The sequence below is a fragment of the Streptomyces sp. NBC_00299 genome, from assembly GCF_036173045.1.
In the GTDB taxonomy this organism is placed as follows: Bacteria; Actinomycetota; Actinomycetes; order Streptomycetales; family Streptomycetaceae; genus Streptomyces; species Streptomyces machairae.
Map to the genome: position 1 here is coordinate 2488315 of NZ_CP108039.1, position 23664 is coordinate 2511978.

General features: G+C 69.2%; 13 protein-coding genes and 1 pseudogene. 4 read left to right on the forward strand and 10 right to left on the reverse strand.

From position 1 onward, the window contains the following. Positions 1-28: 28 nt before the first annotated feature. Positions 29-568, forward strand: a pseudogene (locus OHT51_RS10755) (TerD family protein); the annotation flags it as partial. A 150-nt stretch (positions 569-718) separates the two neighbouring features. Here OHT51_RS10755 and OHT51_RS10760 read toward each other — a convergent pair. Continuing rightward, positions 719-3613, reverse strand: a complete 2895-nt coding sequence (locus tag OHT51_RS10760; RefSeq protein WP_328878693.1) for a vitamin B12-dependent ribonucleotide reductase — start codon at positions 3611-3613, stop codon at positions 719-721. Between the two features lie 166 nt (positions 3614-3779). After that, positions 3780-4349, reverse strand: a complete 570-nt coding sequence (gene nrdR, locus OHT51_RS10765; RefSeq protein WP_328878694.1) for a transcriptional regulator NrdR — start codon at positions 4347-4349, stop codon at positions 3780-3782. A 563-nt stretch (positions 4350-4912) separates the two neighbouring features. On the opposite strand from nrdR, the gene lexA reads away from it, so the two are divergent. Continuing rightward, the gene (gene lexA / locus OHT51_RS10770) at positions 4913-5692 is read left to right on the forward strand and encodes a transcriptional repressor LexA (RefSeq protein WP_328878695.1); all 780 of its coding nucleotides are present in this window, start codon (positions 4913-4915) and stop codon (positions 5690-5692) included. 238 nt (positions 5693-5930) lie between these two features. Here lexA and OHT51_RS10775 read toward each other — a convergent pair whose 3' ends face one another. From OHT51_RS10775 to OHT51_RS10790, 4 genes are all read right to left on the reverse strand, one after another. Then, complete coding sequence (locus tag OHT51_RS10775; RefSeq protein WP_328878696.1) at positions 5931-7919, reverse strand: ATP-dependent DNA helicase; 1989 nt, start codon at positions 7917-7919, stop codon at positions 5931-5933. A 486-nt stretch (positions 7920-8405) separates the two neighbouring features. After that, complete coding sequence (locus tag OHT51_RS10780) at positions 8406-9230, reverse strand: GNAT family N-acetyltransferase (RefSeq protein WP_328878697.1); 825 nt, start codon at positions 9228-9230, stop codon at positions 8406-8408. A gap of 189 nt (positions 9231-9419) precedes the next feature. Continuing rightward, positions 9420-11459 carry an IucA/IucC family protein gene (locus tag OHT51_RS10785; protein ID WP_328878698.1) on the reverse strand — a complete coding sequence of 680 codons (2040 nt, stop codon included), beginning with the start codon at positions 11457-11459 and terminating at the stop codon, positions 9420-9422. A gap of 428 nt (positions 11460-11887) precedes the next feature. After that, complete coding sequence (locus OHT51_RS10790; RefSeq protein ID WP_328878699.1) at positions 11888-13660, reverse strand: diaminobutyrate--2-oxoglutarate transaminase family protein; 1773 nt, start codon at positions 13658-13660, stop codon at positions 11888-11890. 353 nt (positions 13661-14013) lie between these two features. On the opposite strand from OHT51_RS10790, the gene OHT51_RS10795 reads away from it, so the two are divergent. Then, positions 14014-15234, forward strand: coding sequence for a trypsin-like serine peptidase (locus OHT51_RS10795; RefSeq protein ID WP_328878700.1), 1221 nt, complete (start codon positions 14014-14016; stop codon positions 15232-15234). Positions 15235-15489: 255 nt separating this feature from the next. Next, a complete protein-coding gene (locus OHT51_RS10800; RefSeq protein WP_328878701.1) occupies positions 15490-16698 on the forward strand; it encodes a trypsin-like serine peptidase in 1209 nt (402 codons plus the stop codon). A gap of 122 nt (positions 16699-16820) precedes the next feature. Here OHT51_RS10800 and hflX read toward each other — a convergent pair whose 3' ends face one another. The 4 genes from hflX to dapF form a co-directional block, all read right to left on the reverse strand. After that, positions 16821-18314 (reverse strand): GTPase HflX, encoded by a 1494-nt coding sequence (hflX, locus tag OHT51_RS10805; protein ID WP_328878702.1) that lies wholly within the window; start codon positions 18312-18314, stop codon positions 16821-16823. Positions 18315-18505: 191 nt separating this feature from the next. Further along, positions 18506-20086, reverse strand: coding sequence for a M1 family metallopeptidase (locus OHT51_RS10810; RefSeq protein ID WP_328878703.1), 1581 nt, complete (start codon positions 20084-20086; stop codon positions 18506-18508). Positions 20087-20295: 209 nt separating this feature from the next. Further along, entirely contained in the window at positions 20296-22479 is a 2184-nt protein-coding gene (locus tag OHT51_RS10815) for a RelA/SpoT family protein (protein ID WP_328878704.1), read from the reverse strand. Between the two features lie 299 nt (positions 22480-22778). After that, on the reverse strand, positions 22779-23648 hold the full coding sequence (dapF, locus tag OHT51_RS10820) for a diaminopimelate epimerase (RefSeq protein WP_328878705.1): 870 nt from the start codon (positions 23646-23648) through the stop codon (positions 22779-22781). Between the last annotated feature and the right edge of the window lie 16 nt (positions 23649-23664).

The window sequence follows — 23664 nt, forward strand, 5'->3', positions numbered from 1 at the left end:
TTAGCCACAAGCGCGACGGGGAAGGGGAAGCCCGGTGAACGCCATCAACAAGGGGATCCGGAAAGTCGAGATCTCGCTCAAGTGGGATCCGAGTCCGGCGGGTGATCCGCCCACCGACCTGGATCTCGTCGCCGCAACCTATCTGGCGAGCGATCCGTACGGCGATCCGGCCTATGTGGTGCATTTCGACAGCCGCTCTCCCGACGGCACGATATATCTCAATCGGGACAGCCAGGACGGCAAGGGCTTCGGCTGGGACGAGGTCCTGACCGTGGAGCTGGACAGGCTCGACGACCGGTACGCGCGCGTGATGGTCGGTGTCGCCATCCAGCAGCGCCCCGCGCAGCGCACCTTTGTCAGCGTCATAAATCCTGCCCTGCGCATCCGTGAGGGCTACACCGTCATGGCCGAGGACGACTTCGGCGGCGTCCTCGGGGCGACGGCGGCCACGGTCGCGGAGTTCGTACGCGAGGGATCGAGCACGTGGGAGTTCCGCTCCGGAATCCACGGTTTCGAGGACGACCCGGCGACGTTCACGGAGGCGATGGGCAAGGCCCGCCGGCCCTGAGCGTCGCTCGTCCGCTCGTCGGTGCGTCCGGCGGAAGAGAGTCCCACGCGAAGAGGGGCGCCGACACGTGGTCGGCGCCCCTCTCACGGGACTCTCGTCAATGCACCTCAGAGGCTGCCCGACTCATCGGGGCCACACCTCTGATCGGCCTCAGCTGCAGCCGCTGGTCGAGCCGCAGCCCTCGCAGATGTAGCACGAGCCGGCCCGCTGCATCTTCGTGCCGCAGGAGAAGCAAAGCGGGGCGTCGGCCTGGATGCCCAGCTGCATCTCCACCAACTCGGCGCTGGTGTGCGCCTGCTGCGGAGCGGGCTTGGCCGCCTCGACCTCGGCCTTCGGCGTGGCGACGGCCTTCAGCTCCTGCGCACGGGGCGCCGACTGGGCCAGGCCCTCGACGTCCACCTCGTCATCGCCGGCCTCGTACGAACCGGTCTCGAGGTGACGCTGACGCTCCTCGGCGGAGTGGATGCCGAGCGCGGAGCGCGTCTCGAACGGCAGGAAGTCGAGCGCCAGGCGGCGGAAGATGTAGTCGACAATCGACTGCGCCATCCGCACGTCCGGGTCGTCCGTCATGCCGGCGGGCTCGAAGCGCATGTTCGTGAACTTCGAGACGTACGTCTCCAGCGGCACGCCGTACTGCAGACCCACCGAGACGGCGATCGAGAAGGCGTCCATCATGCCCGCGAGAGTCGAACCCTGCTTGGACATCTTCAGGAAGACCTCACCGAGACCGTCGTCCGGGTAGGAGTTGGCGGTCATGTAGCCCTCGGCGCCACCGACGGTGAAGGACGTCGTGATGCCGGGACGGCCCTTCGGGAGGCGCTTGCGGACCGGGCGGTACTCGACGACCTTCTCGACCGTCTCACGGATGGTGGCCTCGGCCTTCTCCGTGATCTCGGTCTTCTCCTTCTCCTTGGTCTTGGCGGAGAGCGGCTGGCCGACCTTGCAGTTGTCGCGGTAGATGGCGAGCGCCTTGACGCCCATCTTCCAGGCCTCGAAGTAGATCTCCTCGACCTCCTCGACGGTCGCCGACTCCGGCATGTTGACCGTCTTGGACAGGGCGCCGGAGATCCACGGCTGGATGGCAGCCATCATGCGGACGTGGCCCATCGCGGAGATGGAGCGCTCGCCCATGGCGCAGTCGAACACCTCGTAGTGCTCGTGCTTGAGGCCCGGGGCGTCGACGACATTGCCGTGGTCGGCGATGTGGGCGACGATCGCCTCGATCTGCTCCTCCTGGTAGCCCAGGCGGCGCAGGGCCTGCGGGACGGTGCCGTTGACGATCTGCATCGAGCCGCCGCCGACGAGCTTCTTGAACTTGACCAGGGCGAGGTCGGGCTCAAGACCGGTGGTGTCGCAGGACATCGCCAGACCGATGGTGCCGGTCGGGGCGATGACGGACGCCTGGGAGTTACGGAAACCGTTCTTCTCACCAAGACGCTGCACGTCCTGCCAGGCCTCCGTGGCCGCGGCCCAGACCGGCGTGTCCAGGTCGTCCACGCGGACGGCCGCGGTGTTGGCGTCGGCGTGCTGCTTCATGACGCGCAGGTGCGGCTGGGCGTTGCGGGCGTACCCGTCGTACGGGCCCACGACCGCCGCGAGTTCGGCGGAACGCTTGTACGACGTGCCGGTCATCAGCGAGGTGATGGCACCGGCGAGCGCGCGGCCGCCGTCCGAGTCGTACGCGTGGCCGGTCGCCATCAGCAGGGCGCCGAGGTTGGCGTAACCGATGCCGAGCTGGCGGAACGCGCGTGTGTTCTCACCGATCTTCTGCGTCGGGAAGTCCGCGAAGCAGATGGAGATGTCCATCGCGGTGATGACCAGCTCGACGACCTTCGCGAAGCGCTCGACCTCGAAGGACTGGTTGCCCTTGCCGTCGTCCTTCAGGAACTTCATCAGGTTCAGCGAGGCGAGGTTGCAGGACGTGTTGTCCAAGTGCATGTACTCGCTGCAGGGGTTCGAGCCGTTGATACGGCCGGACTCCGGGCACGTGTGCCAGTGGTTGATGGTGTCGTCGTACTGGATGCCGGGGTCGGCGCAGGCCCAGGCGGCCTCGGCCATCTTGCGGAACAGGGCCTTGGCGTCTACCTCTTCGATGACCTCGCCGGTCATGCGGGAGGTGAGGCCGAACTTGCCGCCCTTCTCTACGGCCGTCATGAACGTGTCGTTCACACGGACCGAGTTGTTGGCGTTCTGGTACTGGACCGACGTGATGTCGTCGCCGCCCAGGTCCATGTCGAAGCCCGCGTCACGGAGCGCGCGGATCTTCTCTTCTTCCTTGACCTTGGTCTGGATGAAGTCCTCGATGTCGGGGTGGTCGACGTCGAGGATGACCATCTTGGCGGCGCGGCGGGTGGCGCCGCCCGACTTGATCGTTCCTGCGGAGGCGTCGGCGCCGCGCATGAAGGAGACCGGACCGGAGGCGTTGCCGCCGGAGGACAGCAGCTCCTTGGAGGAACGGATGCGGGAGAGGTTCAGGCCGGCGCCCGAGCCGCCCTTGAAGATCATGCCCTCTTCCTTGTACCAGTCGAGGATCGACTCCATGGAGTCGTCGACGGCCAGGATGAAGCAGGCGGAGACCTGCTGGGGCTGCGGGGTGCCCACGTTGAACCAGACGGGGCTGTTGAAGCTGAAGATCTGGTGCAGGAGGGCGTACGCCAGCTCGTGCTCGAAGATCTCGGCGTCGGCGGGCGAGGCGAAGTACTTGTAGTCCTCGCCGGCCTTCCGATACGTCTTCACGATGCGGTCGATCAGCTGCTTGAGGCTGACCTCGCGCTGCGGGGTGCCGACGGCACCGCGGAAGTACTTGCTGGTGACGATGTTGACCGCGTTCACCGACCAGAAGTCGGGGAACTCCACGCCGCGCTGCTCGAAGTTGACCGAGCCGTCGCGCCAGTTGGTCATGACGACGTCACGGCGCTCCCAGGCCACCTCGTCGTACGGGTGCACGCCGGGGGTGGTGTGGATGCGCTCGATACGCAGTCCCTTGGTCGCCTTGGTGCCCTTGGCGCGGGAACTCCGTGCCGGACCGCTCGCCGTCTCTGTCATGCCGCCTCCCTGTACGGGCTAAAACGCCCTGAAGTGCCCCGATGTTCCCCGTGGCACGGTGTTCTGTCTGGTGCTGCGGGCACCGTCGGATTGCCACCCGCAGCAGGTCTTCTGTCGCCGCCTCGCGGCCGGTTCCGGAGGTCCGAGGACCGGGTCCGGCTCGCCCTCAGTCGGCGGCGTTGGCGGGCACGGGGACTTGTGCAGTCCCTCCGGACCCGCGGTCGTCCTCCTGGCCCCCCGTGACTGCGCGTGCGTCGTCCTCGCGGTCGTCGTCGTCCGCGGCCGTGCGCCCCGTCCCCAGCCTGAGTTCCGTGATCGCGGCCTCGAAGTCCTCGAGCGAGTCGAACGCCCGGTAGACGGAGGCGAATCGCAGATAGGCGACGAGGTCGAGTTCCTGCAACGGGCCGAGTATGGCCAGCCCCACGTCGTGGGTGGTCAGCTCGGCGCTTCCGGTGGCCCGCACCGCCTCCTCGACCCGTTGGCCGAGCTGGGCGAGCGCGTCCTCGGTGACAGGCCGTCCCTGGCATGCCTTGCGCACGCCGTTGATGACCTTGGTACGACTGAATGGCTCGGTGACTCCGGACCGCTTGATCACCATCAGCGAGCAGGTCTCCACGGTCGTGAAACGACGGGAGCAGTCAGGACACTGGCGGCGCCTGCGGATCGACGTGCCGTCGTCTGTCGTACGGCTGTCGACGACGCGACTGTCGGGGTGCCTGCAGAAGGGGCAGTGCATAACTCCCAACCCTCCTCACAGCAGACTCAATAGCCTCGCTGGACCTCATGGGCCCCGCGAAGCAGCCCCAAGCATAGGCGATCTCCGAGCGGTCGAAGACCGGGGGGACCACAACTTCTGGGCTGCTACTGCAATCCAACCACTAGATGTGGGGATTGGCTCATACATCGACACCACACGCGCGTGTCGCGCAGACATTGCCAGGTCCCGTACGGACGGACCGGCGCGCCGCGCACTTGGCGCACGGCCGTATCCCCACGACACATACGGAGATACCGTGAGCGCCACACGGAGGGGACGTGGGACTCCCGCACAGATGAGGGTCGGTTCCAGGTTGATCCGATCCCGGATGGCAGACTGGGGCAACAACCTACGAGGTCGTCACCCCGGCGGTGAAGGGTACAACAATGGCCCCTTTTGTCCGTCGGGCGGCACGTCAGCCATACACCCAGACACACGATCACGTCAGGTGATTCGCGATTTTTCACTCGAACGTGTGTTTGGCGCAACCTTTCGAAAGCAACTACCGTTGTGCAGCAGGGAGACCATCGAGAGGGGCCGACGTGACCACCACCGCAGACAGTGCCACCATCACTGCCCAGGACCGCTCCCAGGGCCGACTCGAGCCGGTGCATGCGATGAACGAAGCCATGAGTCCCGAGGGACACAAGCGCTCTCTGCCGGGCCGACCTCCCGGCATCCGGGCGGACAGTTCAGGGCTCACCGACCGGCAGCGCCGCGTGATCGAAGTCATCAGGGACTCCGTGCAGCGGCGTGGCTACCCGCCGTCGATGCGGGAGATCGGCCAGGCGGTCGGCCTGTCCAGCACGTCCTCGGTCGCCCACCAGCTGATGGCACTGGAGCGCAAGGGATTCCTGCGCCGCGACCCGCACCGCCCGCGCGCGTACGAAGTGCGAGGCTCCGACCAGGCCGCCTCCGTGCAGCCCACGGACACCACAGGCAAGCCCGCCGCGTCGTACGTGCCGCTGGTCGGCCGCATCGCCGCCGGTGGACCGATCCTCGCTGAGGAGTCGGTCGAGGACGTCTTCCCCCTCCCCCGGCAGCTGGTCGGCGACGGCGAGCTCTTCGTCCTGAAGGTCGTCGGTGACTCGATGATCGAGGCCGCCATCTGCGACGGCGACTGGGTCACGGTCAGGCGCCAGCCGGTCGCGGAGAACGGCGACATCGTCGCCGCCATGCTCGACGGCGAGGCCACCGTCAAGCGCTTCAAGCGCGAGGACGGCCACGTCTGGCTCCTCCCGCACAACGCTGCGTACGAGCCGATTCCCGGCGACGACGCGACCATCCTGGGCAAGGTGGTGGCAGTGCTGCGGCGCGTGTGACGGCCGCGGCGGGCGAAGCCGAAGGCCAGCGCCCCCCTGACCGGGCCCCGGGACCCCTGCGCCGGTTCCGGGGCCCTGTGCTGTCCCGTGACGCCCTACGCACCGCTTCAGACCCACTGCCGCTGCCTCATCCTGTGCGGTGTGGGAACCCCGCCGTCTGCGGGCTCTTGATCGGGGGTTAGCCTGTCGCGGCGCGCGACAGGCTAACCCCCGATCTTCACCCCTGGCTGTTCCGCCATCACTGCGGCTGTTTTTCTGCCTCTGCCTTCTTCGCCACTGCATCGATCGCGGCCAGCGACTTTCGAACCTGGTTACGGTCCGTGGTGTACCAGAAGTCGGGCAGTGACGCCTTCAGGTAGCTCCCGTACCGGGCCGTGGCCAGCCGCTGGTCCAGTACCGCGACGACGCCTCGATCCCCCGATGCCCGTACGAGACGGCCGGCGCCCTGGGCCATCAGCAGCGCCGCGTGAGTAGCGGCGACCGCCATGAAGCCATTACCGCCGGCGTCCTCCACCGCCTTCTGGCGCGCGCTCATCAGTGGGTCGTCCGGGCGCGGGAACGGGATCTTGTCCATGACGACCAGCTGACAACTGGGGCCGGGCACATCGACGCCCTGCCAGAGGGACAGCGTGCCGAAGAGGCAGGTCTGCGGGTCGGCCGCGAAGTTCTTGATCAGCTCACCGAGCGTCTCCTCGCCCTGCAGGAGGATCGGGAATTCGGGGATGCGGGAGCGAAGCTCCTCGGCGGCCAGCTGGGCGGCACGCATCGAGGAGAACAGGCCCAGCGTGCGACCGCCGGCCGCCTGGATCAGTTCGGTCAGCTCGTCGAGCATGTCCACTCGGTCGCCGTCCCGCGCGGGGCGCGACAGGTGCTTGGCGACATACAGAATGCCCTGCTTGGGGTACTCGAAGGGCGAGCCGACATCCACTCCCTTCCACTGCGGAAGGTCATCGCCCTCCGTGCCCTCGGGAGCGAGGCCCAGTGAGGCGCCGACGCCGTTGAAGTCGCCGCCCAGCTTCAGAGTCGCTGAGGTCAGGACGACGGAACGGTCCGCGAAGAGCTTCTCCCGCAGCAGACCCGACACGGACATCGGGGCCACACGCAGGGACGCACCGAAACGGTCGTGACGCTCGTACCAGACGACGTCCCATTCGGAGCCGTTCGTGATTCGCTCCGCGACGTCGTGCACGGATTCGACCGAGGCCAGCGCCTGCTTGCGGACCGCGTCCTCGTCCTGCACGGATTTGTCGCGAGTCGCGCCGATCGCGGAGATGACGGTACGGCAGGCGTCCCGCAACGCCATGAGGGCGTAGGCGAGGTCCTCCGGGATCTCCTCCAGGCGGCCCGGCAGGGCGAGCTCCATCAGCCGCTCGAAGCCCTCGGCAGCAGTCTGGAGCTGGTCGGCGGCCTTCTCGTTGGCGAGCTTTGCGGCGCGGCGCACCGCGCGGTTGACCTGGCCGGGCGTGAGCTCGCCGGTGGCGACTCCAGTGACCCGGGAGACCAGCTCGTGTGCCTCGTCGACGATCAGGACCTCGTGCTGCGGGAGGACGGGGGCGCCCTCAATGGCGTCGATCGCGAGCAGCGCGTGGTTGGTGACCACAACCTCCGAGAGCTTGGCCCGCTCACGGGCCATCTCGGCGAAGCACTCGGCGCCGTACGCGCACTTCGATGCGCCCAGGCACTCCCGCGACGACACCGACACCTGACCCCAGGCCCGGTCGGACACACCGGGCGTCAGATCGTCGCGATCACCCGTCTCCGTCTCGTCCGACCAGTCGCGCAACCGCAGTAGGTCCTGTCCCAGCTTGCTGGTCGGCGCAGCCGCCTCGAACTGGTCGAAGAGCCCTTCGTCCTCATCCTGCGGAACGCCCTCGTGCAAACGGTGCAAGCAAAGGTAGTTCGACCTGCCCTTGAGCATCGCGAACTCGGGGCGCCGGCGCAGCAGCGGGTGCAGTGCGTCGACCGTGCGCGGCAGGTCCCGCTCCACGAGCTGGCGTTGCAGGGCAAGGGTGGCCGTCGCCACCACGACGCGCTCCCCCTGCGCGAGCGCGGGCACGAGGTAGCCGAGCGACTTTCCGGTGCCGGTGCCGGCCTGGACCAGCAGATGGGAACCGCCGTCGATCGCCTCCGCGACGGATTCGGCCATGGTCACCTGGCCGGGGCGCTCCGTACCGCCGACGGCAGTGACGGCAGCATGCAGGAGTTCGGGGAGTGGGGGCTTCGTCATAGCGTGACCACCCTACGGCCAGGCACTGACAAACGGGCGATCACGCTGGAGGCCGAGGGCGGGATCAAGACCGCGGGCTCTTCGGTGGGGATCGGATCGGTTCGGGTGGGTGTGGGGCCGGTTCGATTGCGGTCAAGTGCTGTGCGTATGGGGGTGTGGTCGGTTCAGCCGTGGTCAGGATGGTTCGGTTGTGACCGGGGCGACCAGTTTGCGACCGGAGCGATTCGATTGCAGTCAGGACGCTTCGATTGCGATCAGGCCGACCTGGTACGGCGGAGTCGTCCGGCCACGGATCGGCTCAGGGCAGGTTCGTTCGGCCGCGCCCGGGTCGGGGCCAGAGTCGCCAGGCAGGAATGCCGCAGCTCGTCGCTCCGTGAGACGGATCCGAGTTTTCGAGGGGCCGGCGGTTCGGCTGCGAGTCAGAGCCGAGTGGGAACCAGATCGACTCGGCCGGTGTACCAATTGTGATGACGCTGCGACACGGCGTCACAGCAGATGGCGCAGGCTCCGGTCTCTCACCACGAGGGCAGCCCTCTTGACGGGCAGATCGATCTCGGCGGAGAACCGAAAACCGGCGCTCAGGAACGCGGCGATGGAAGGGGTGTTGCGAATGTCGGGTTCGGCGACGATGCGAGGGCAGGCGGGCCGTTTGTCGAGGACCAGGTCGGCGACGGCTCGGAGGAGGGTGCCGCCCAGCCCTCGCCCGCGGTCGCCGACGGCACCGATGAGGAGATGGAGTCCGGTGTCGTGGGGTCGAGCCGGATAGTGCCGGGCGAGCGGGTCGAGGTCGGCTCGGTAGAGCTCCCAATAGCTCATCGGCGTGCCGTCGAGCAGGCCTAGGCACGGAACGCTGCGTCCGTCGCCGGAGAGATGGGACCGCAGGTGCTCCTCGGTCGCGTTCTGAGGCCCGGCCAGCCCCCAGAACGCGGCAATGGCGGGGTCGTTCATCCACCGATCAATGATCGGAAGGTCGCGCTCGACCCGCACGGGAACAAGGTGAAGCACTCCTGCAGGTGTGCTGATCGGCCCCCATTCGGCAACGTGGTCCAGCAGATCGTCGGCGTTCGGGAGATCTGGAGCTGAGGCGAGGAGGACCGCGCCTGCGCCCGGGGTCCGCTCCCCCACGGCACCGGGGTCGTCCGCGAAGAGAGCGACGAGCTCGTCGGGCAGGCGCATGTCCAGCGTGTCCTCACTGTCTGCGCTCAAGCTCGCCTCGGCGATACGGCCGTTGCGGGCACCCAGGCTCATGGCGGTGCCGATCTCGGTGGTGGGGGCAGTACCGGCGTCGGCACTCGCGTCGGTGGGAGGCACGGCGACGCTCCTCTCAGGAGGTGGGGTGGGGCACGTTCCTCAGGGATGAAAGGTGTTGGTGACAGCCGGAGCGATGTCGGGGGTACAGAAGCCGAGCGAGAGAGGGGGACCGTGATCGGAGGTGAGGTCGGACTCGGAAATGCAGTGCGGCGACGGGCTCGGGCGAGGTCAGTGGTCAGTGGTCAGTGGTCAGGAATGTAGGGGGTTGTCGATGGAGACATAGACGGACTGGGTGTCGACTGGGCCGACGAGTTCGTCGAGGCCGTGCAGGCGGGTCAGCAGATTGGCCTTACAGCGCAGAACCGGTGAGTCGAGCAGGTGGGCAGGTAGTGAGGTTCGGAGTCGGGTAGGGCCGGAGGCCACTTCGCGGAGGAAGCGGCGGAAGGCGGCGAGCAATAGCCGCTCGTCGGCAAGACGCTGGGAGCCGAACGCTCCGATGAGGCCGAACACGTTGTTGATCGCGAGGTAGTACGCGAAGCGCTCGTCGGTCACTTCGTCCGAGACGAAGGTGTCGCTGTGCTCGCCGATGCCGGACAGCCGGGCGTCGAGTTCCGCACGCCGGGACTCACGAAAGTAGTGACCCTGGTTGTCGCGGTACCGGCCGCCCGAAGGCCAGCCGTCATCGTCCAGCACGAGCAGCGTGTTCTGCTGATGTGCTTCCAGTGCGACTCCGGCCTCCGAGTCCAGCCACAGCACGGGGCGGACAACCTGTTCGAGGTAGCGCAGGAACCACTCGGCGGCAACGGCACCACTAGGGCGGCCTGTTCGGCCGGCGAGACGCGTGACGAGCTCAGCCAAGCGGGATCGCAGCGGCTTCCTGTCCGAGGAGGGTCGGCCTGTCGCGGTGCCGGGCCCTGCGTACCGGGGTGAGACGAGTCCGGCTACACAGGACACGTCGTCGGAAGGTCGGAACGGGTTGTGCCGGATCATCACGTCGAGACCGGCCACCGGGACGCCATCCGGTCCGTCGACGGCGATCCATGCCGGGTCGCGAACGATGTCAAAGCCTGGGTGCTCGGACTGCCATTGCGGGGAGAGGCCACTGCGCAGCAGTCGGTGAACCTCGACGCCGCGGTGCAGTTCCTTGCGGAGGTTCTCACGGCGGGAGTTGGTGATCCGTAGGCCGAGCGACAGCTTGAGCATGGCGGGGGCACCGGACCTGTAGACGGTTCGTACGGAGGAGGTGGGATGCCACCGGGCGCCGCCGACGCCGAGGTCCTGGAGCAGTCCGGCATCGAGCAGCGCCGCGGTCCCGGGGCGGTGCCGGACCTCGCGCAGCTGCCAAGGGTGCAGGGGCAGAGCCGCGTAGCCGTCGGGCAATGCCAGCTCAGGGCCGGCGAGTCGGCACGTGAGCTGGCCGGCGGGAACAACACGGCCGCGTTCGGTCCAGGCCGAGTCGGCGGCGAGCAGAGAGGGAGCGACAGCAAGCCAGTGCAAGGGGAAGGAGCCGCGCAACTCGGGTGAGTATCGGTGCGCTTCGGCTTCGGAGAGACCCTCTCGGCTCTTCGGCGTCGGGTGGAGCGGGTGTCCGAGCAAGAGAGCCTGCTCGGCCGCGAGGAACATGTCGGGGGTGTCGGCGGGGTTCGCACGACGCTCACTGATGAAAGTGACGGTTCGCCGGACAGAATCGGCGACACGGGCGCCGAGGTCAGTCGCGGCGGAGATCGCGGGGCCGGTCAGGGATGTGGGCGTCGGAGAGGCGGAGGACTTGGAGGCGGAGTGGGTCGGCGGTGTGGAGGAGGTCGAGGGTGCGGCAGAGATCAGAGGGGTGGCAGCGATCCGAGGGGTGGCAGTGGCCAACGGCGCGGTAGAGGTCCGGGGTGCGGCAGAGGACGGGGGCACGGGGAAAGGTCCTGACGGGCCGGCGTCCGGAGCCACGGCCGCAGGGCTCGGCCCCCCGAGCGTCTCCCTGGTGAGCAGTGCGGCGAGGGTCACCGCGTCCGTCGGCGGGCACTGGGCCGGTGCGTCGGCTAGGTGCGGGAGGCCGAAGCGGTGCCACCCCGTAGGCGACCAGTAGCCGACGGGGACCAGTAGGGCTGTGCCAGTGGCAGGCAAGGGGATACGGAGGGCCCCCGTGTCGGGTGCCGGGAGGTTTGTCTCCCGCACCCAGCAGCGGAGCAGATTCTCCACGGCGGCGGCCTGCGCTGCGATGTGCGGGTCGGGATGCCCAAGGAGGTCAGGAGTGTCGTCTCCATGGACCCACTCGGCGTCCGAGGCACCTTCCTCCATCGGCGCACACAGCGGTGCCCGCCCCTCTCGAACTGCCTGTGCCGGCACGCGTTCCTGCGGTGCGCCCCCGCCCCCTCCTTGCCGGGCGCCTCCCACATAAGACGCGGGCGGCACTTGCTGGGAGCGCGGTGAGGCGGAGGAGCCTCGCTTGCTGGTATCCGTGGGGCCGTCAGGTGCGGGGGTGGTGGTCAAGGTTGGTCCTCTTGAAGTGGTTCCGGCTGTGCGGCGACGGCCGTGTTCTTGCAGTGAGGTTGGGCGCGGCGTGGAAGGTCTGCGTTTCAAACAGGGTGCGGTTGGAGGGGGTGTGTCATATGACGGCGAGGTTCCGACGGAAAGTGACGGATGGCTCGGGAGGGAGTCGTTCGAGGGGCACTGCGGCGAGAGCACGGGGCCTGGAAGAAGCCGGCGTGCCCATAACCCCGACCGCGCTACCCGGCGCGGTCGCCCCGGTCACCGTGCGGCCGGTGGCCCGAGCGCGGCTGATGCGGCTGATGCGGCTGATCACGGTCGGTGTGACCGGCGTGACCGGTGTAACCACGGTGGCGGCCGCCATGCCCGATGGGACCGCGGGCCACCGCCTCCACCGCGTCGGCCAACCGGTCCAGCACCGCGGCCGCCTGTTCGTCGCTGATGGTCAGGGGCGGAAGGAGCCGCACGACGCTGGAGTGACGGCCGCCGAGTTCGACGATCAGGCCACGGCGCAGGCACTCCTGTTGGATGGCGGCGGCGAGTTCGGGGGCGGCGGGACGGGGATGGCGTTTCGGGTCCCGCAGTGTCGCCGCCCCTGCGCCTCCGTCGCCAGGGGCGACTCCCTCCGGGAAACCGCCCGCGTTCCGGGCGGGGTCGAGACCCGCGAGACCGCCTGCCCCACCGCCAGTCCAGCCGAGATCGTTCCGCACACCCGCTTGCACCGAAGCACTCACATCGGCCTGGCCGGCACCACCACCATGCCCGTCCAGAGCAGCCAGGTCCCCTGGCTCACGCGCGGCCCCGCCAACCCCCTCAAGCGCCGCCAGGATCGCCGACCGCCCCTCGTCCACCGGGGCTTCGCCCTGTGGCCACACGACCTCGACCCCGATCATGAGCCCCCTGCCCCGCACATCCCCGATGCACGCGAACTCCGCGGCAAGACCCTGGAGTTGCTGCAGCATCCGCGAGCCCAGTTCGGCCGCCCGCTCGGCGAGACGGTTTTCGCGGACGTAGGCGAGCGTCGCTGTTCCGGCGGCCATGGCGAGCTGGTTGCCGCGGAACGTTCCGGCGTGAGCGCCGGGTTGCCAGGCGTCGAGTTCGTCGCGGTAGACGATGACGGCCAGGGGCAGGCTGCCGCCGATGGCCTTGGAGAGGACCATGACGTCGGGGGTGACGCCGCTGTGCTCCACGGCCCAGAAGGAACCGGTGCGCCCGACCCCGGTCTGCACCTCGTCGGCGATCAGCGGGATGGAACGGTCAGAAGTGATCTGCCTCATGCGCCGCAGCCACGCGTCGGGGGCGGGGATGACTCCGCCCTCACCCTGCACTGGTTCGAGAATCATCCCGGCGGGGCGTGGTACGCCCGACTTGGGGTCGTCGAGGACGGACTCGGTCCAGCGGGCGGCGAGTTCGGCACCGTGTTCGCCGCCGACGCCGAAGGGGCAGCGGTAGTCCTGGGGGTACGGCAGGCGCGCGACGCGTACGTCGAAGGCGCCTCCGGATGCTTCGAGCGCTCCGGCGGTCATCCCGTGGTAGGCGCCGCTGAACGCGAGCATCCCGGTCCGTCCGGTCGCGGCCCGGACGAGCTTGAAGGCGGCCTCCACCGCGTCGGTTCCGGCCGGTCCGCAGAACTGCACGCGTGCGTGGTCGGCGAGACCGGGCGGCAGGGTTCGGAACAGCTCGGTGATGAAGGCATCCTTGACGGGCGTAGCCAGGTCGAGGACGTGAAGTGGTGCACCCGAGTCCAGGACCTTGCGGATGGCTTCCAGCACCACGGGGTGGTTGTGTCCGAGCGCCAGCGTCCCGGCACCGGAGAGGCAGTCCAGGTAACGGCGGCCGTCCGCCCCCTCGATGGTCATCCCGCGCGCCCGCACCGGCACGATCGGCAGGGCGCGAGCGTAGGTGCGCGCCGACGACTCGCGCGCAGACTGTCGCCGCAGGATCCCCTCGTGCACGGCGGATGCCCCCGCCGAGTCGGACGTACCCCCGCGCACAGATTCGGTCACGGCCATGGCTCCCTGTCCTCCCGCTGTCCAGGGCGAGCAGGTGTGTCGCATCCTCGCCCGACCCGACATACGAAGCCCCGCGAGCGTCCACTCGAAACTCCGGGGAACCGAGCACAGGGGACCGCTTGCAGACAGCAGGTCCCCACGGCTACCAACCGCGGACCGTTCACCGGGTTACGGGTTGCTTCAAGATCCTTGCCGTGACGGAACCGTTGCCGTTCCGTCGGAAGTCCCCCACAGCGAGCGCATAGTGTGTGGTGCCGTCCCAACGCGCCGTGACATCACGCCGGAACAGCTAGTGATCAGCGGAAGTTCGCGGCGGCAGCGCCAAGTACCGTCACCCCAGGGGGAGTCAGATCATGCGATCGATACGGCCGTCGTTCACCGCTCGCCGAGGGAGGAACGCGCGCCGCAGAACCTCCCCGCTGCCCGTGGTCGCGCTCGCCGCTGCGCTGGCCCTCACCGCCACGGCCTGTGACTCGGGCGACACCGAGGCAGGCGGCGGGGCCACCGCGTCCGCTGCGGCCGGGGGTGAAGGCGAGATAACGATCCCGGACGACATCAAGGACAAGCTCAAAGAGCACGGGATCGACATCGACAAGTGGAAGGACGGCGCCTGGAAGAAGTGGGACAGGGACGACTGGCTCCGCGAGGCGCAGGACTACATCAACCCGATCATCGAGGGCTTGTGGGACCCGGACCGTATGCGGGACGCCCAGGACCCGGACCGCGGCGTCGACGAAAGTGACCTTTCCGGTGACCAGGGTGTGACCGATCCGACGCCGGAGCCCGTGGAGGCTCAGGCCGTGCCGCCCGCGTACCACGCCAACGCGCCCGAGGCGGGCAAGGTGTTCTTCGACTCCCCCGAGGGCACGATGGTCTGCTCGGCGACTGTCGTGCAGGACCCGGCCAACCCCGGCAAGTCCAACATGGTGTGGACGGCCGGCCACTGTGTGCATGCGGGCAAGAGCGGCGGTTGGTACCGCAACATCGCGTTCGTGCCCTCGTACAACAACGACGACATGTCGGCCACCGAGCGCAAGGGCGCAACGCGGGAGCAGGTCGCTCCGTTCGGCGTCTGGTGGGCCGACTGGGCGCAGACCTCCGACCAGTGGATCGCGCAGGGCGGTGCGACGGGCGGCGACGGCGCCTCGTACGACTTCGCGGTGCTGCATGTTAAGCCGGAGGAGGGCAGCAACGGCAAGTCTCTGGAGGAGACGGTCGGTTCGGCCCTGCCGGTGGACTTCAACGCTCCGGCCGTCCCCGAGGTGGACAGCATCAAGGCGATCGGCTATCCGGCCGCTGCGCCGTTCGACGGCGAGAAGCTGTACCAGTGCCAGGACAAGCCGGGCCGGCTGTCGCTCAAGGCGTCGGACCCGACGATGTACCGCATCGGCTGCTCCATGACCGGCGGTTCGTCCGGTGGCGGGTGGGTCGCGACGGGCTCGGACGGCAAGCCGGCGCTCGTCTCCAACACCTCCATCGGCCCGGTGGATTCGGGCTGGCTGGCGGGTCCGCGGCTGGGCAAGGAGGCCAAGGGCATCTTCGACAGGATGAGCGACAAGTTCACCGGTCAGTGATGTCGGCCGGAGGTCGGGCCGTGACGGCACCGTAGGCACCGACGGCGGGGGCGGCGGAGCACCAGGGCGGTGGGGCGGTGGGCAGAAACCTTCACCGCCTCACCTCCGTACGCCCTCAACTCCCCGGGCATAGTGGGGTGTCGCGTCCGAGGGTCCGCACGAGAGCGTGCAGTGCACGGACCACCGCGACCCGCACCTGCCATCGGGCACTACGGCACTACGGCACAGCACGTTCCAACGGGGGTTTACCGCACCATGCATTCCACACCTACGTCCGCAGCTCCACGCAGAGGACGGCGCTCCGTCCTCGCCGCCACCGGCCTCGTGGCTGTCCTGGCGCTCACCACGACCGCCTGTGACGGTTCGGAGGAGGGTGCGGCGAGCGACCAGGCCGACGCTGCCGCGTCCCAGGCAGCCGGACTCGGCGACGGCAAGATCCAGATCCCGGCCGACATCGCGGACAAGCTCGAGAAGCACGGCATCGATGTCGACAAGTGGACCAGCGGTGGCTGGAGGGACTGGGACAGGGACAAGTGGCTCAGCGAGGCCCAGGACTTCGTCAACCCGGTGATCGAGGGCCTCTGGAAGCCTGAGCGGATGCAGTCCGCGAAGGAGGCCAACAAGACGGTCACCACGCAGGACGCCTCGGCCGACCAGGGCGTGAGCGACCCGGAACCGGCGCCCGTCCAGGCCACGGCCGAGAAGACGCCGTACCACGACAACGCGGCCGCCGTCGGCAAGGTCTTCTTCGACTCCCCCGACGGTCCGGCCGTCTGCTCCGGCACGGTCGTCAAGGACGTGAACCACCCCGGCAAGTCCAACCTGGTCTGGACGGCCGGTCACTGCGTGCACGCCGGCGGCAACGGCGGCTGGTACCGCAACATCGTCTTCGTCCCGTCCTACAACGACCTCGGCAAGTCGGAGGCGCAGCTGGGCAACGCCGCGCCTGCGGAGGTCGCCCCGTACGGCAACTGGTGGGCCGACTGGGTCTCGACCTCGAACGAGTGGATCCAGGGCGGCTCGGAGACGGGCGGTGCGGGTGCCGCGTACGACTACTCCGTGCTGCATGTGAAGCCGGAGCAGGGCTCCAAGTCGCTCGAGGAGACGGTCGGCGCCGCACTCGACGTGGACTTCTCGGCCCCGGCGGCGACCGAGGCCGGCACGATGGGCGCCTGGGGCTACCCGGCGGCGCCGCCGTACAACGGTCTGCAGATGTTCAAGTGCCTCGACCAGCCCGGCCGGTTCTCGCTCAGCCCGGCCCTGCCGACGATGTACCGCATCGGCTGCACCATGACCGGCGGTTCGTCGGGCGGCGGCTGGTTCCGTGTCGTGAACGGCGAGACGCAGCTGGTGTCGAACACCTCGATCGGCCCTGAGGACAACACCTGGCTCGCGGGCCCGCAGCTGGGTGCGGGCGCCGAGGCGGTGTACCAGCACATGAGCAGGACGTACGGCGGTCGGTGACGGCAGGCGCACAGACACGTACTGAAGGCCCGCTCCCCTGCGACAGGGGGCGGGCCTTCGGCGTTGTCAGGTCAACCACGGCCGCTGTTCCGCGGCGGCTCCGGCGGTCGGCTTACGACGGCTCAGGCGGTCGGCGCCGGAACGTACGGCGCGAGATCCGCCGCCAGCTCCTCGTGCACCCGCACCTTGAGCAGCGTGCCCTCCGGGGTGTGCTCCTCGGAGATCACCTCACCCTCGGTGTGGGCGCGGGCGACCAGCTTGCCGTGCGTGTACGGCACGAGCGCCTCGATCTCGACGGACGGGCGGGGCAGCTCGTTGTCGATCAGCGCGAGCAGCTCGTCCATGCCCTTGCCCGTGCGGGCCGAGACCGCGATGGAACGCGTCTCGATCCGCAGCAGCCGCTGCAGCGTCAGCGGGTCGGCCGCGTCCGCCTTGTTGATCACGACGATCTCCGGTACGTCGGTGGCGCCGACGTCCCTGATCACCTCGCGCACGGCGGCCAGCTGCTCCTCCGGGTTCGGGTGCGAACCGTCCACCACGTGCAGGATCAGGTCGGACGCGCCGACCTCCTCCATCGTGGAGCGGAATGCCTCGACCAGGTGGTGCGGCAGGTGCCGTACGAAGCCGACGGTGTCGGCCAGCGTGTAGAGCCTTCCGCCCGGGGTCTCGGCCCGGCGCACGGTCGGGTCGAGGGTCGCGAACAGGGCGTTCTCGACCAGCACGCCCGCGCCCGTGAGGCGGTTGAGCAGCGAGGACTTGCCCGCGTTGGTGTAGCCGGCGATGGCGACCGACGGCACCTTGTTGCGCCGACGCACCTGGCGCTGGATTTCGCGGCCGGTCTTCATTTCCGCGATCTCACGGCGCATCTTCGCCATCTTCTCGCGGATCCGTCGCCGGTCAGTCTCGATCTTGGTCTCACCGGGACCACGGGTGGCGAGCCCGCCGCCCTTGCCGCCGCCCATCTGCCGGGACAGCGACTGACCCCAGCCTCGCAGCCTCGGCAGCATGTACTGCATCTGCGCGAGCGCGACCTGCGCCTTGCCCTCTCGGGACTTGGCGTGCTGGGCGAAGATGTCCAGGATCAGGGCCGTACGGTCGATGACCTTGACCTTGACGACGTCTTCGAGGTGGATGAGCTGGCCCGGGCTGAGCTCACCGTCGCAGATGACGGTGTCGGCGCCGGTTTCCAGCACGATGTCCCGCAGCTCCTCGGCCTTGCCGGAGCCGATGTAGGTGGCCGCGTCGGGCTTGTCGCGGCGCTGGGTCACGCCGTCGAGCACCAGCGCGCCGGCGGTCTCCGCGAGGGCGGCGAGCTCCGCGAGGGAGTTGTCCGCGTCCTGCACGGTTCCCGAGGTCCAGACACCGACGAGCACGACCCGCTCCAGGCGGAGCTGGCGGTACTCGACCTCGGTGACGTCCTCGAGCTCGGTGGAGAGGCCCGCCACGCGGCGCAGAGCCGCGCGGTCGGAGCGGTCGAACTGGTCGCCGTCCCGCTCTCCGTCGATCTCGTGGCTCCAGGCGACGTCCTCTTCCATCAGGGCATCGGCCCGAAGACCTTCGGGATAAGTGTGCGCGGCGCGCTGCGTGTCCTGGGAAGGGGAAGAAGAGGAGGTCATTGGGTCCTTACGTCGATGGGAATCCGCGTGCGGCGACGGTGGCAGTGACAGTGGCGTCCCGGACCGAGTCCGTGGCGCCCGGAAAACTGTCCGTCACTGCTCCTAACGCACGAGCGCCCCGGGAGATTCCCGCGGGCCGTGCCGTGCCGACCGGAAAATGGTCGCACGGCACGGCCCGTCTCGTCACCGCCTTATTTGTTGGCCGCTTTCTTGGGACCAGCCTTCTTGGGACCAGCCTTCTTGGCCGCCTTTCCGGAGGCCGGCTTCTTGGAGTCCGCGGACTTCCACTCCGGCTGCCCGGGCATCGGCGGGGTCTTCTTGCCATACAGCCAGGCGTGCATGAAGCCGTCGAGCCGCCGTCCGGAGATGTCCTCCGCGAGCGCGACAAAGTCCGCTGTGCTGGCGGAGCGGTCCTTGTGGCGCTTCACCCAGGCGCGCTCCAGTTGCTCGAAGTCCGAGGCGCCGATCTCCTGACGGAGGGCGTACAGGACCAGGGCCGCGCCGTCATAGACGTTCGGCCGGAAGATGCCGTTCTTCTTGCCGGCGCCTGCCACCTTGGGTGCCGCGGGCGGTCCGCCGGCCGTACGCCAGCGATCGGAGGCGGCGTACGCGGCCTTCATGCGTGCCTCCATCGGCCTGTCCGCCTTCTCCGCCGCGTACAGGGCCTCGTACCAGGTGGCGTGCCCTTCGCTCAGCCACAGGTCGGACCAGGTGCGCGGGCTGACGCTGTCGCCGAACCACTGGTGCGCCAGCTCATGCACCATGATCGACTCGATGTACCACTTCGGATAGGCGGCCTCGGTGAAGAGGTCCCTCTCGAAGAGGGAGAGCGTCTGGGTCTCGAGTTCGAAGCCGGTGGCGGCGTCGGCCATGAGCAGGCCGTACGTCTCGAGGGGGTACCGCCCGATCTTGCTCTCCATCCAGGCGATCTGGCCTGGGGTCTTCTTCAGCCAGGGTTCGAGCTGCTTGCGGTCCTTGGTGGGCACCACGTCCCGTAGGGGCAGCCCGTGCGGGCCGGTGCGGTGCACCACCGTGGAGCGGCCGATGGACACCTGGGCGAGCTCAGTGGCCATGGGGTGCCTGGTGCGGTACGTCCACGTCGTAGCGCCGCCCGCGCGGTCCACGCCGGTCGGCAGGCCGTTGGCGACGGCGGTGTAGCCCTTGGGCGCGGTGACCCGGATGGTGAACATCGCCTTGTCGGACGGGTGGTCGTTGCACGGGAACACGACGTGGGCGGCGTCGGCCTGGTTGGCCATGGCGAGGCCGTCCGAGGTCTGCACCCACCCGCCGTCCCGGCCCTTCGCGGACCCGGGATCACTGGTGTGGCGCACCGTGATCTGCGTCCAGCTGCCGTCGGACAACGGCTCCTCGGGCGTGACGACGAGGTCCTCACCGGCGCTGCGGAACGTCGCCGGCTCGCCGTCGACCTCAACGGACTCGACCTTGCCGTGGGCGAAGTCCAGGTTGACGCGCTCCAGGTCCTTGGTCGTCCAGGCGTCGATCGTGGTGACGGCCTGGAGGGGCTTGTCGTTGGAGCCGGAGTAGCGGAACGACAGGTCGTACGACGCCACGTCGTAGCCGGGGTTGCCCAGGTTCGGGAAGAGGCGGTCACCGATACCCAGGGGCGTGACGGGGGCGCTGGCAGCGAGGAGGCCGAAGGAGGCCGTTGCGGCGAACAGCGCGAGCGCCCTGTGTCGCCTCGAGGATCCGGGACGGGTGCGAGGAGCGCCAGGGACTGGTCGCTGAGCCTCGGTGCGGGGGGTGAGCAGCATGCACCACGGCTATCAGCGCGCGCGTGCGCGGCGTTGACGACGCGCGACCGGCCCACTCGAACGGGTATGTCAAGTGGGTGCAAGCCTTTGGGGAATTGCAAGCCTCTGGGCAATTACCAAGCGAACGGCCGGTGAGCGGCTGCCCGAGGGACGACCCGGCGTGAAAGCCGACGTCGCCCGACCCACCCCTGCACCCCTGGCGCGCCCCCTCACGCCCCCTGCGTCTGCGGCTGCGCCCTCGTCACGTCGTACACCCCCGCCACGTTCCGCATCGCCCGCATGAGCCCCGGCAGCAGCGCCGCGTCCGGCAGTTGGACCGTGTACGTGTGGCGTACGCGCTGCTGGGTCGGGGGCTCGACCGTCGCCGAGACGATCTCCGCGCCCTCCATGGCCATGGCTTCGGTGAGGTCCGCCAGGAGGTGAGGGCGAACGAACGATTCGGCGACCAGGGTGACCCGGCACTCGGTGGTGTCACCCCAGCGCACGTCGACCTCCGCGCGCCCGGCGCTCTTCATACGCGCCACCGCGGGGCACCCGACGCGATGAACCGTCACCACTCCTCCGCGCACGGAGAACCCGGTGACCTCGTCGGGTGGTACGGGCGTGCAGCAACCGGCGAGGCGTACGGTCGCACCGGGCCGGTCGACGAGGACGCTGGCTGCGGGCCGCCCGAATGGCCCTTCGGCGGCCAGGCGTACGGCCGGACCGTCCGCGTCGGCCGACGGGCTCGCCGCTTCCTCCACCGAGGGCCGGAACTGCGTCACAGGCTCCTCGGCGGCGTCACCCTGCGGTGGATGGGCGGCCAGCCACCGCTGGATGGCGATCCGCGCGGCGGGCGTGTGGGCGTGCTCCAGCCACTCCCTGGAGGGCTCCGAGGCCGGATCCTGACCCATGAGGAGCTGGACGGTGTCGCCGTCCCGCAGCACCGTGCTGAGCGTCGCCAGGCGGCCGTTGACGCGGGCGCCGATGCAGGCGTGCGCGTCCTCGCCGTACTGGGCGTAGGCGGCGTCCACACAGGTCGCGCCCTCGGGCAGGCCGAGGGTGCCGCCGTCGGGCCGGAAGACGGTGATCTCGCGGTCCTGGGCGAGGTCCTCACGCAGCGTGGACCAGAAGGTGTCCGGGTCGGGAGCGGCCTCCTGCCAGTCGAGGAGGCGGGACAGCCAGCCGGGGCGCGTGGGGTCGGCGCGCTCGCCGTCGCTCGACGCGGCCTGCTCCTCCGCGGGGGTCGCGTAGGGATTGCCGAGCGCCACGACGCCGGCCTCGGCGACCTTGTGCATCTGGTGGGTCCGGATGAGGACTTCGGCGACCTGGCCGTCCGCGCGGGCGACGGCCGTGTGCAGCGACTGGTACAGGTTGAACTTGGGGACGGCGATGAAGTCCTTGAACTCCGAGACGACCGGCGTCATACAGGTGTGCAGTTCACCCAGGACGCCGTAACAGTCCGCGTCCTCGTTGACCAGGACCAGCAGCCGCCCGAAGTCGGAGCCGCGCAGCCGACCGCGCTTGCGGGACACCCGGTGCACGGAGACGAAGTGCCGGGGTCGGATGAGGACTTCGGCCTGGATGTCGGCCTCGCGCAGGACCTTGCGCATCTCGTCGGCCATCTCCGCCAGCGGATCGTCGGCGCGCGCGACGTTGCCGACGATCAACTCCCGTGTGTGCTCGTACTCCTCGGGGTGCAGGATCGCGAAGACCAGGTCTTCCAGTTCCGTCTTGAGCGCCTGGACGCCCAGCCGCTCGGCGAGCGGGATGAGGACGTCGCGGGTCACCTTGGCGATGCGGGCCTGTTTCTCGGGGCGCATCACACCGAGGGTGCGCATGTTGTGCAGCCGGTCGGCGAGTTTGATCGACATCACGCGGACGTCGTTGCCGGTCGCGACGAGCATCTTGCGGAAGGTCTCGGGTTCGGCGGCGGCGCCGTAGTCGACCTTCTCCAGCTTGGTCACGCCGTCGACGAGGAAGCGGACCTCCGCGCCGAACTGCTCACCGACCTGATCGAGCGTCACGTCGGTGTCCTCGACCGTGTCGTGGAGCAGAGACGCCGTCAAGGTCGTGGTCTCGGCGCCGAGTTCGGCGAGAATCAGGGTCACCGCGAGCGGGTGGGTGATGTACGGCTCGCCGCTCTTGCGCATCTGGCCGCGGTGCGAGGACTCGGCCAGCACATAGGCGCGGCGCAAGGGTTCGAGGGCGGCGTCGGGGTGGTGGGCCCGGTGGGCCTCGACGACGTGGCCGATCGCGTCGGGCAGTCGGCCGCGCGAGGCGGGGCCGAGCAGCGCAGCCCGGCCGAGGCGGCGCAGGTCGATGCGTGCGCGGGCCTTCCTGCGAGGCACGGCAGGCGTCACGGGGCCTGCTACCGGGCCTGGCGTCGCGGGATTCGTGGCCTCCGCACTCATGGGCACCTCCGGCTGCGTGGACCGGCGAACGGGGTGCCCCATGGCGGACACGGCTCAGGGGACGACGACATCTCCCCCGTCCGGGCCGGTGCTTGATGCTACCGAGCCCATCACGTGCGACTGACCGCCTCTCGCCGAGCGTGAAACGGATCACCCATTCGAGCGAGGGTTACTGGGTTTACGTTTTTGCGCCATACGGCCAGCCGACGTTCGCGATCTCGAACGCACCCAGCATCCCCGCGCCCGTGTTCTCGGGCCACTGCCCGACTGGGGCGCTCTGATGCCGAGTCGAGAACCGATCAACGAGCGACGGTTTCCAGCCACTCCGCGTCGATCTCACCTTCGGCAACGATCACCGCGGGGCCGGTCATCTCGATCTCACCATCGGGCCGTTCGGTGATCACCAGGGTGCCGCCGGGCACATCGACGGTGTACGTCACGGCGGCGCCGGTGACGGCCGGGTCGGCCCCGTCCCGCCGCGCGGCGGCCACGGCGACGGCGCACGCGCCCGTGCCGCACGAGCGGGTCTCGCCGGCACCGCGCTCGTGCACGCGCAGCGCGACGTGCCGGGGCGCCCGGTCGACGACGAACTCGACGTTGACACCGTCCGGGTAGGCCGAGGCCGGGCTGAACGGCGGCGGCGAGAACAGGTCGCCGGCGTGCGCGAGGTCGTCCACGAAGGCGACAGCGTGCGGGTTGCCCATGTTCACGTTCCGCGCGGGCCAGCTGCGCTCACCGACGCTGACCGTGACGTCACCTTCGGGGAGCAGCGCCTTGCCCATGCCGACCGTCACGTCACCGTCCTTGGCGATGTGCACGGACTTCACGCCCCCGCGCGTGGCGACCGCGAGGTCCCCCTCGGTGACGTGCCCGGCGTGCTGGAGGTAGCGCGCGAAGACGCGCACGCCGTTGCCGCACATCTCCGCGATCGATCCGTCGCCGTTGCGGTAGTCCATGAACCACTCGGCCTCGGCCGCCATGTCCTTGGCCTCGGGGTGCGCCGCGGACCGCACGATGTGCAGCAGGCCGTCACCACCGATGCCCGCGCGGCGGTCGCACAGGGCGGCGACGGCGGTCGGGGGCAGGTCGACGGCGTTCTCGGGGTCCGGGACGATCACGAAGTCGTTCTCGGTGCCGTGACCCTTGAGGAAGGCGATCCGCGTGCTCATTCCTCGATCGTACGGT

Bases quoted from the DNA above. Each gene is read 5' to 3' on its own strand.
- OHT51_RS10760 (WP_328878693.1), bottom strand. From the start codon at position 3,613: ATGACAGAGACGGCGAGCGGTCCGGCACGGAGTTCCCGCGCCAAGGGC.
- nrdR (WP_328878694.1), bottom strand. From the start codon at position 4,349: ATGCACTGCCCCTTCTGCAGGCACCCCGACAGTCGCGTCGTCGACAGC.
- OHT51_RS10775 (WP_328878696.1), bottom strand. From the start codon at position 7,919: ATGACGAAGCCCCCACTCCCCGAACTCCTGCATGCTGCCGTCACTGCC.
- OHT51_RS10785 (WP_328878698.1), bottom strand. From the start codon at position 11,459: ATGGAGGAAGGTGCCTCGGACGCCGAGTGGGTCCATGGAGACGACACT.
- OHT51_RS10790 (WP_328878699.1), bottom strand. From the start codon at position 13,660: ATGGCCGTGACCGAATCTGTGCGCGGGGGTACGTCCGACTCGGCGGGG.
- OHT51_RS10795 (WP_328878700.1), top strand. From the start codon at position 14,014: ATGCGATCGATACGGCCGTCGTTCACCGCTCGCCGAGGGAGGAACGCG.
- OHT51_RS10800 (WP_328878701.1), top strand. From the start codon at position 15,490: ATGCATTCCACACCTACGTCCGCAGCTCCACGCAGAGGACGGCGCTCC.
- hflX (WP_328878702.1), bottom strand. From the start codon at position 18,314: ATGACCTCCTCTTCTTCCCCTTCCCAGGACACGCAGCGCGCCGCGCAC.
- OHT51_RS10810 (WP_328878703.1), bottom strand. From the start codon at position 20,086: ATGCTGCTCACCCCCCGCACCGAGGCTCAGCGACCAGTCCCTGGCGCT.
- OHT51_RS10815 (WP_328878704.1), bottom strand. From the start codon at position 22,479: ATGAGTGCGGAGGCCACGAATCCCGCGACGCCAGGCCCGGTAGCAGGC.
- dapF (WP_328878705.1), bottom strand. From the start codon at position 23,648: ATGAGCACGCGGATCGCCTTCCTCAAGGGTCACGGCACCGAGAACGAC.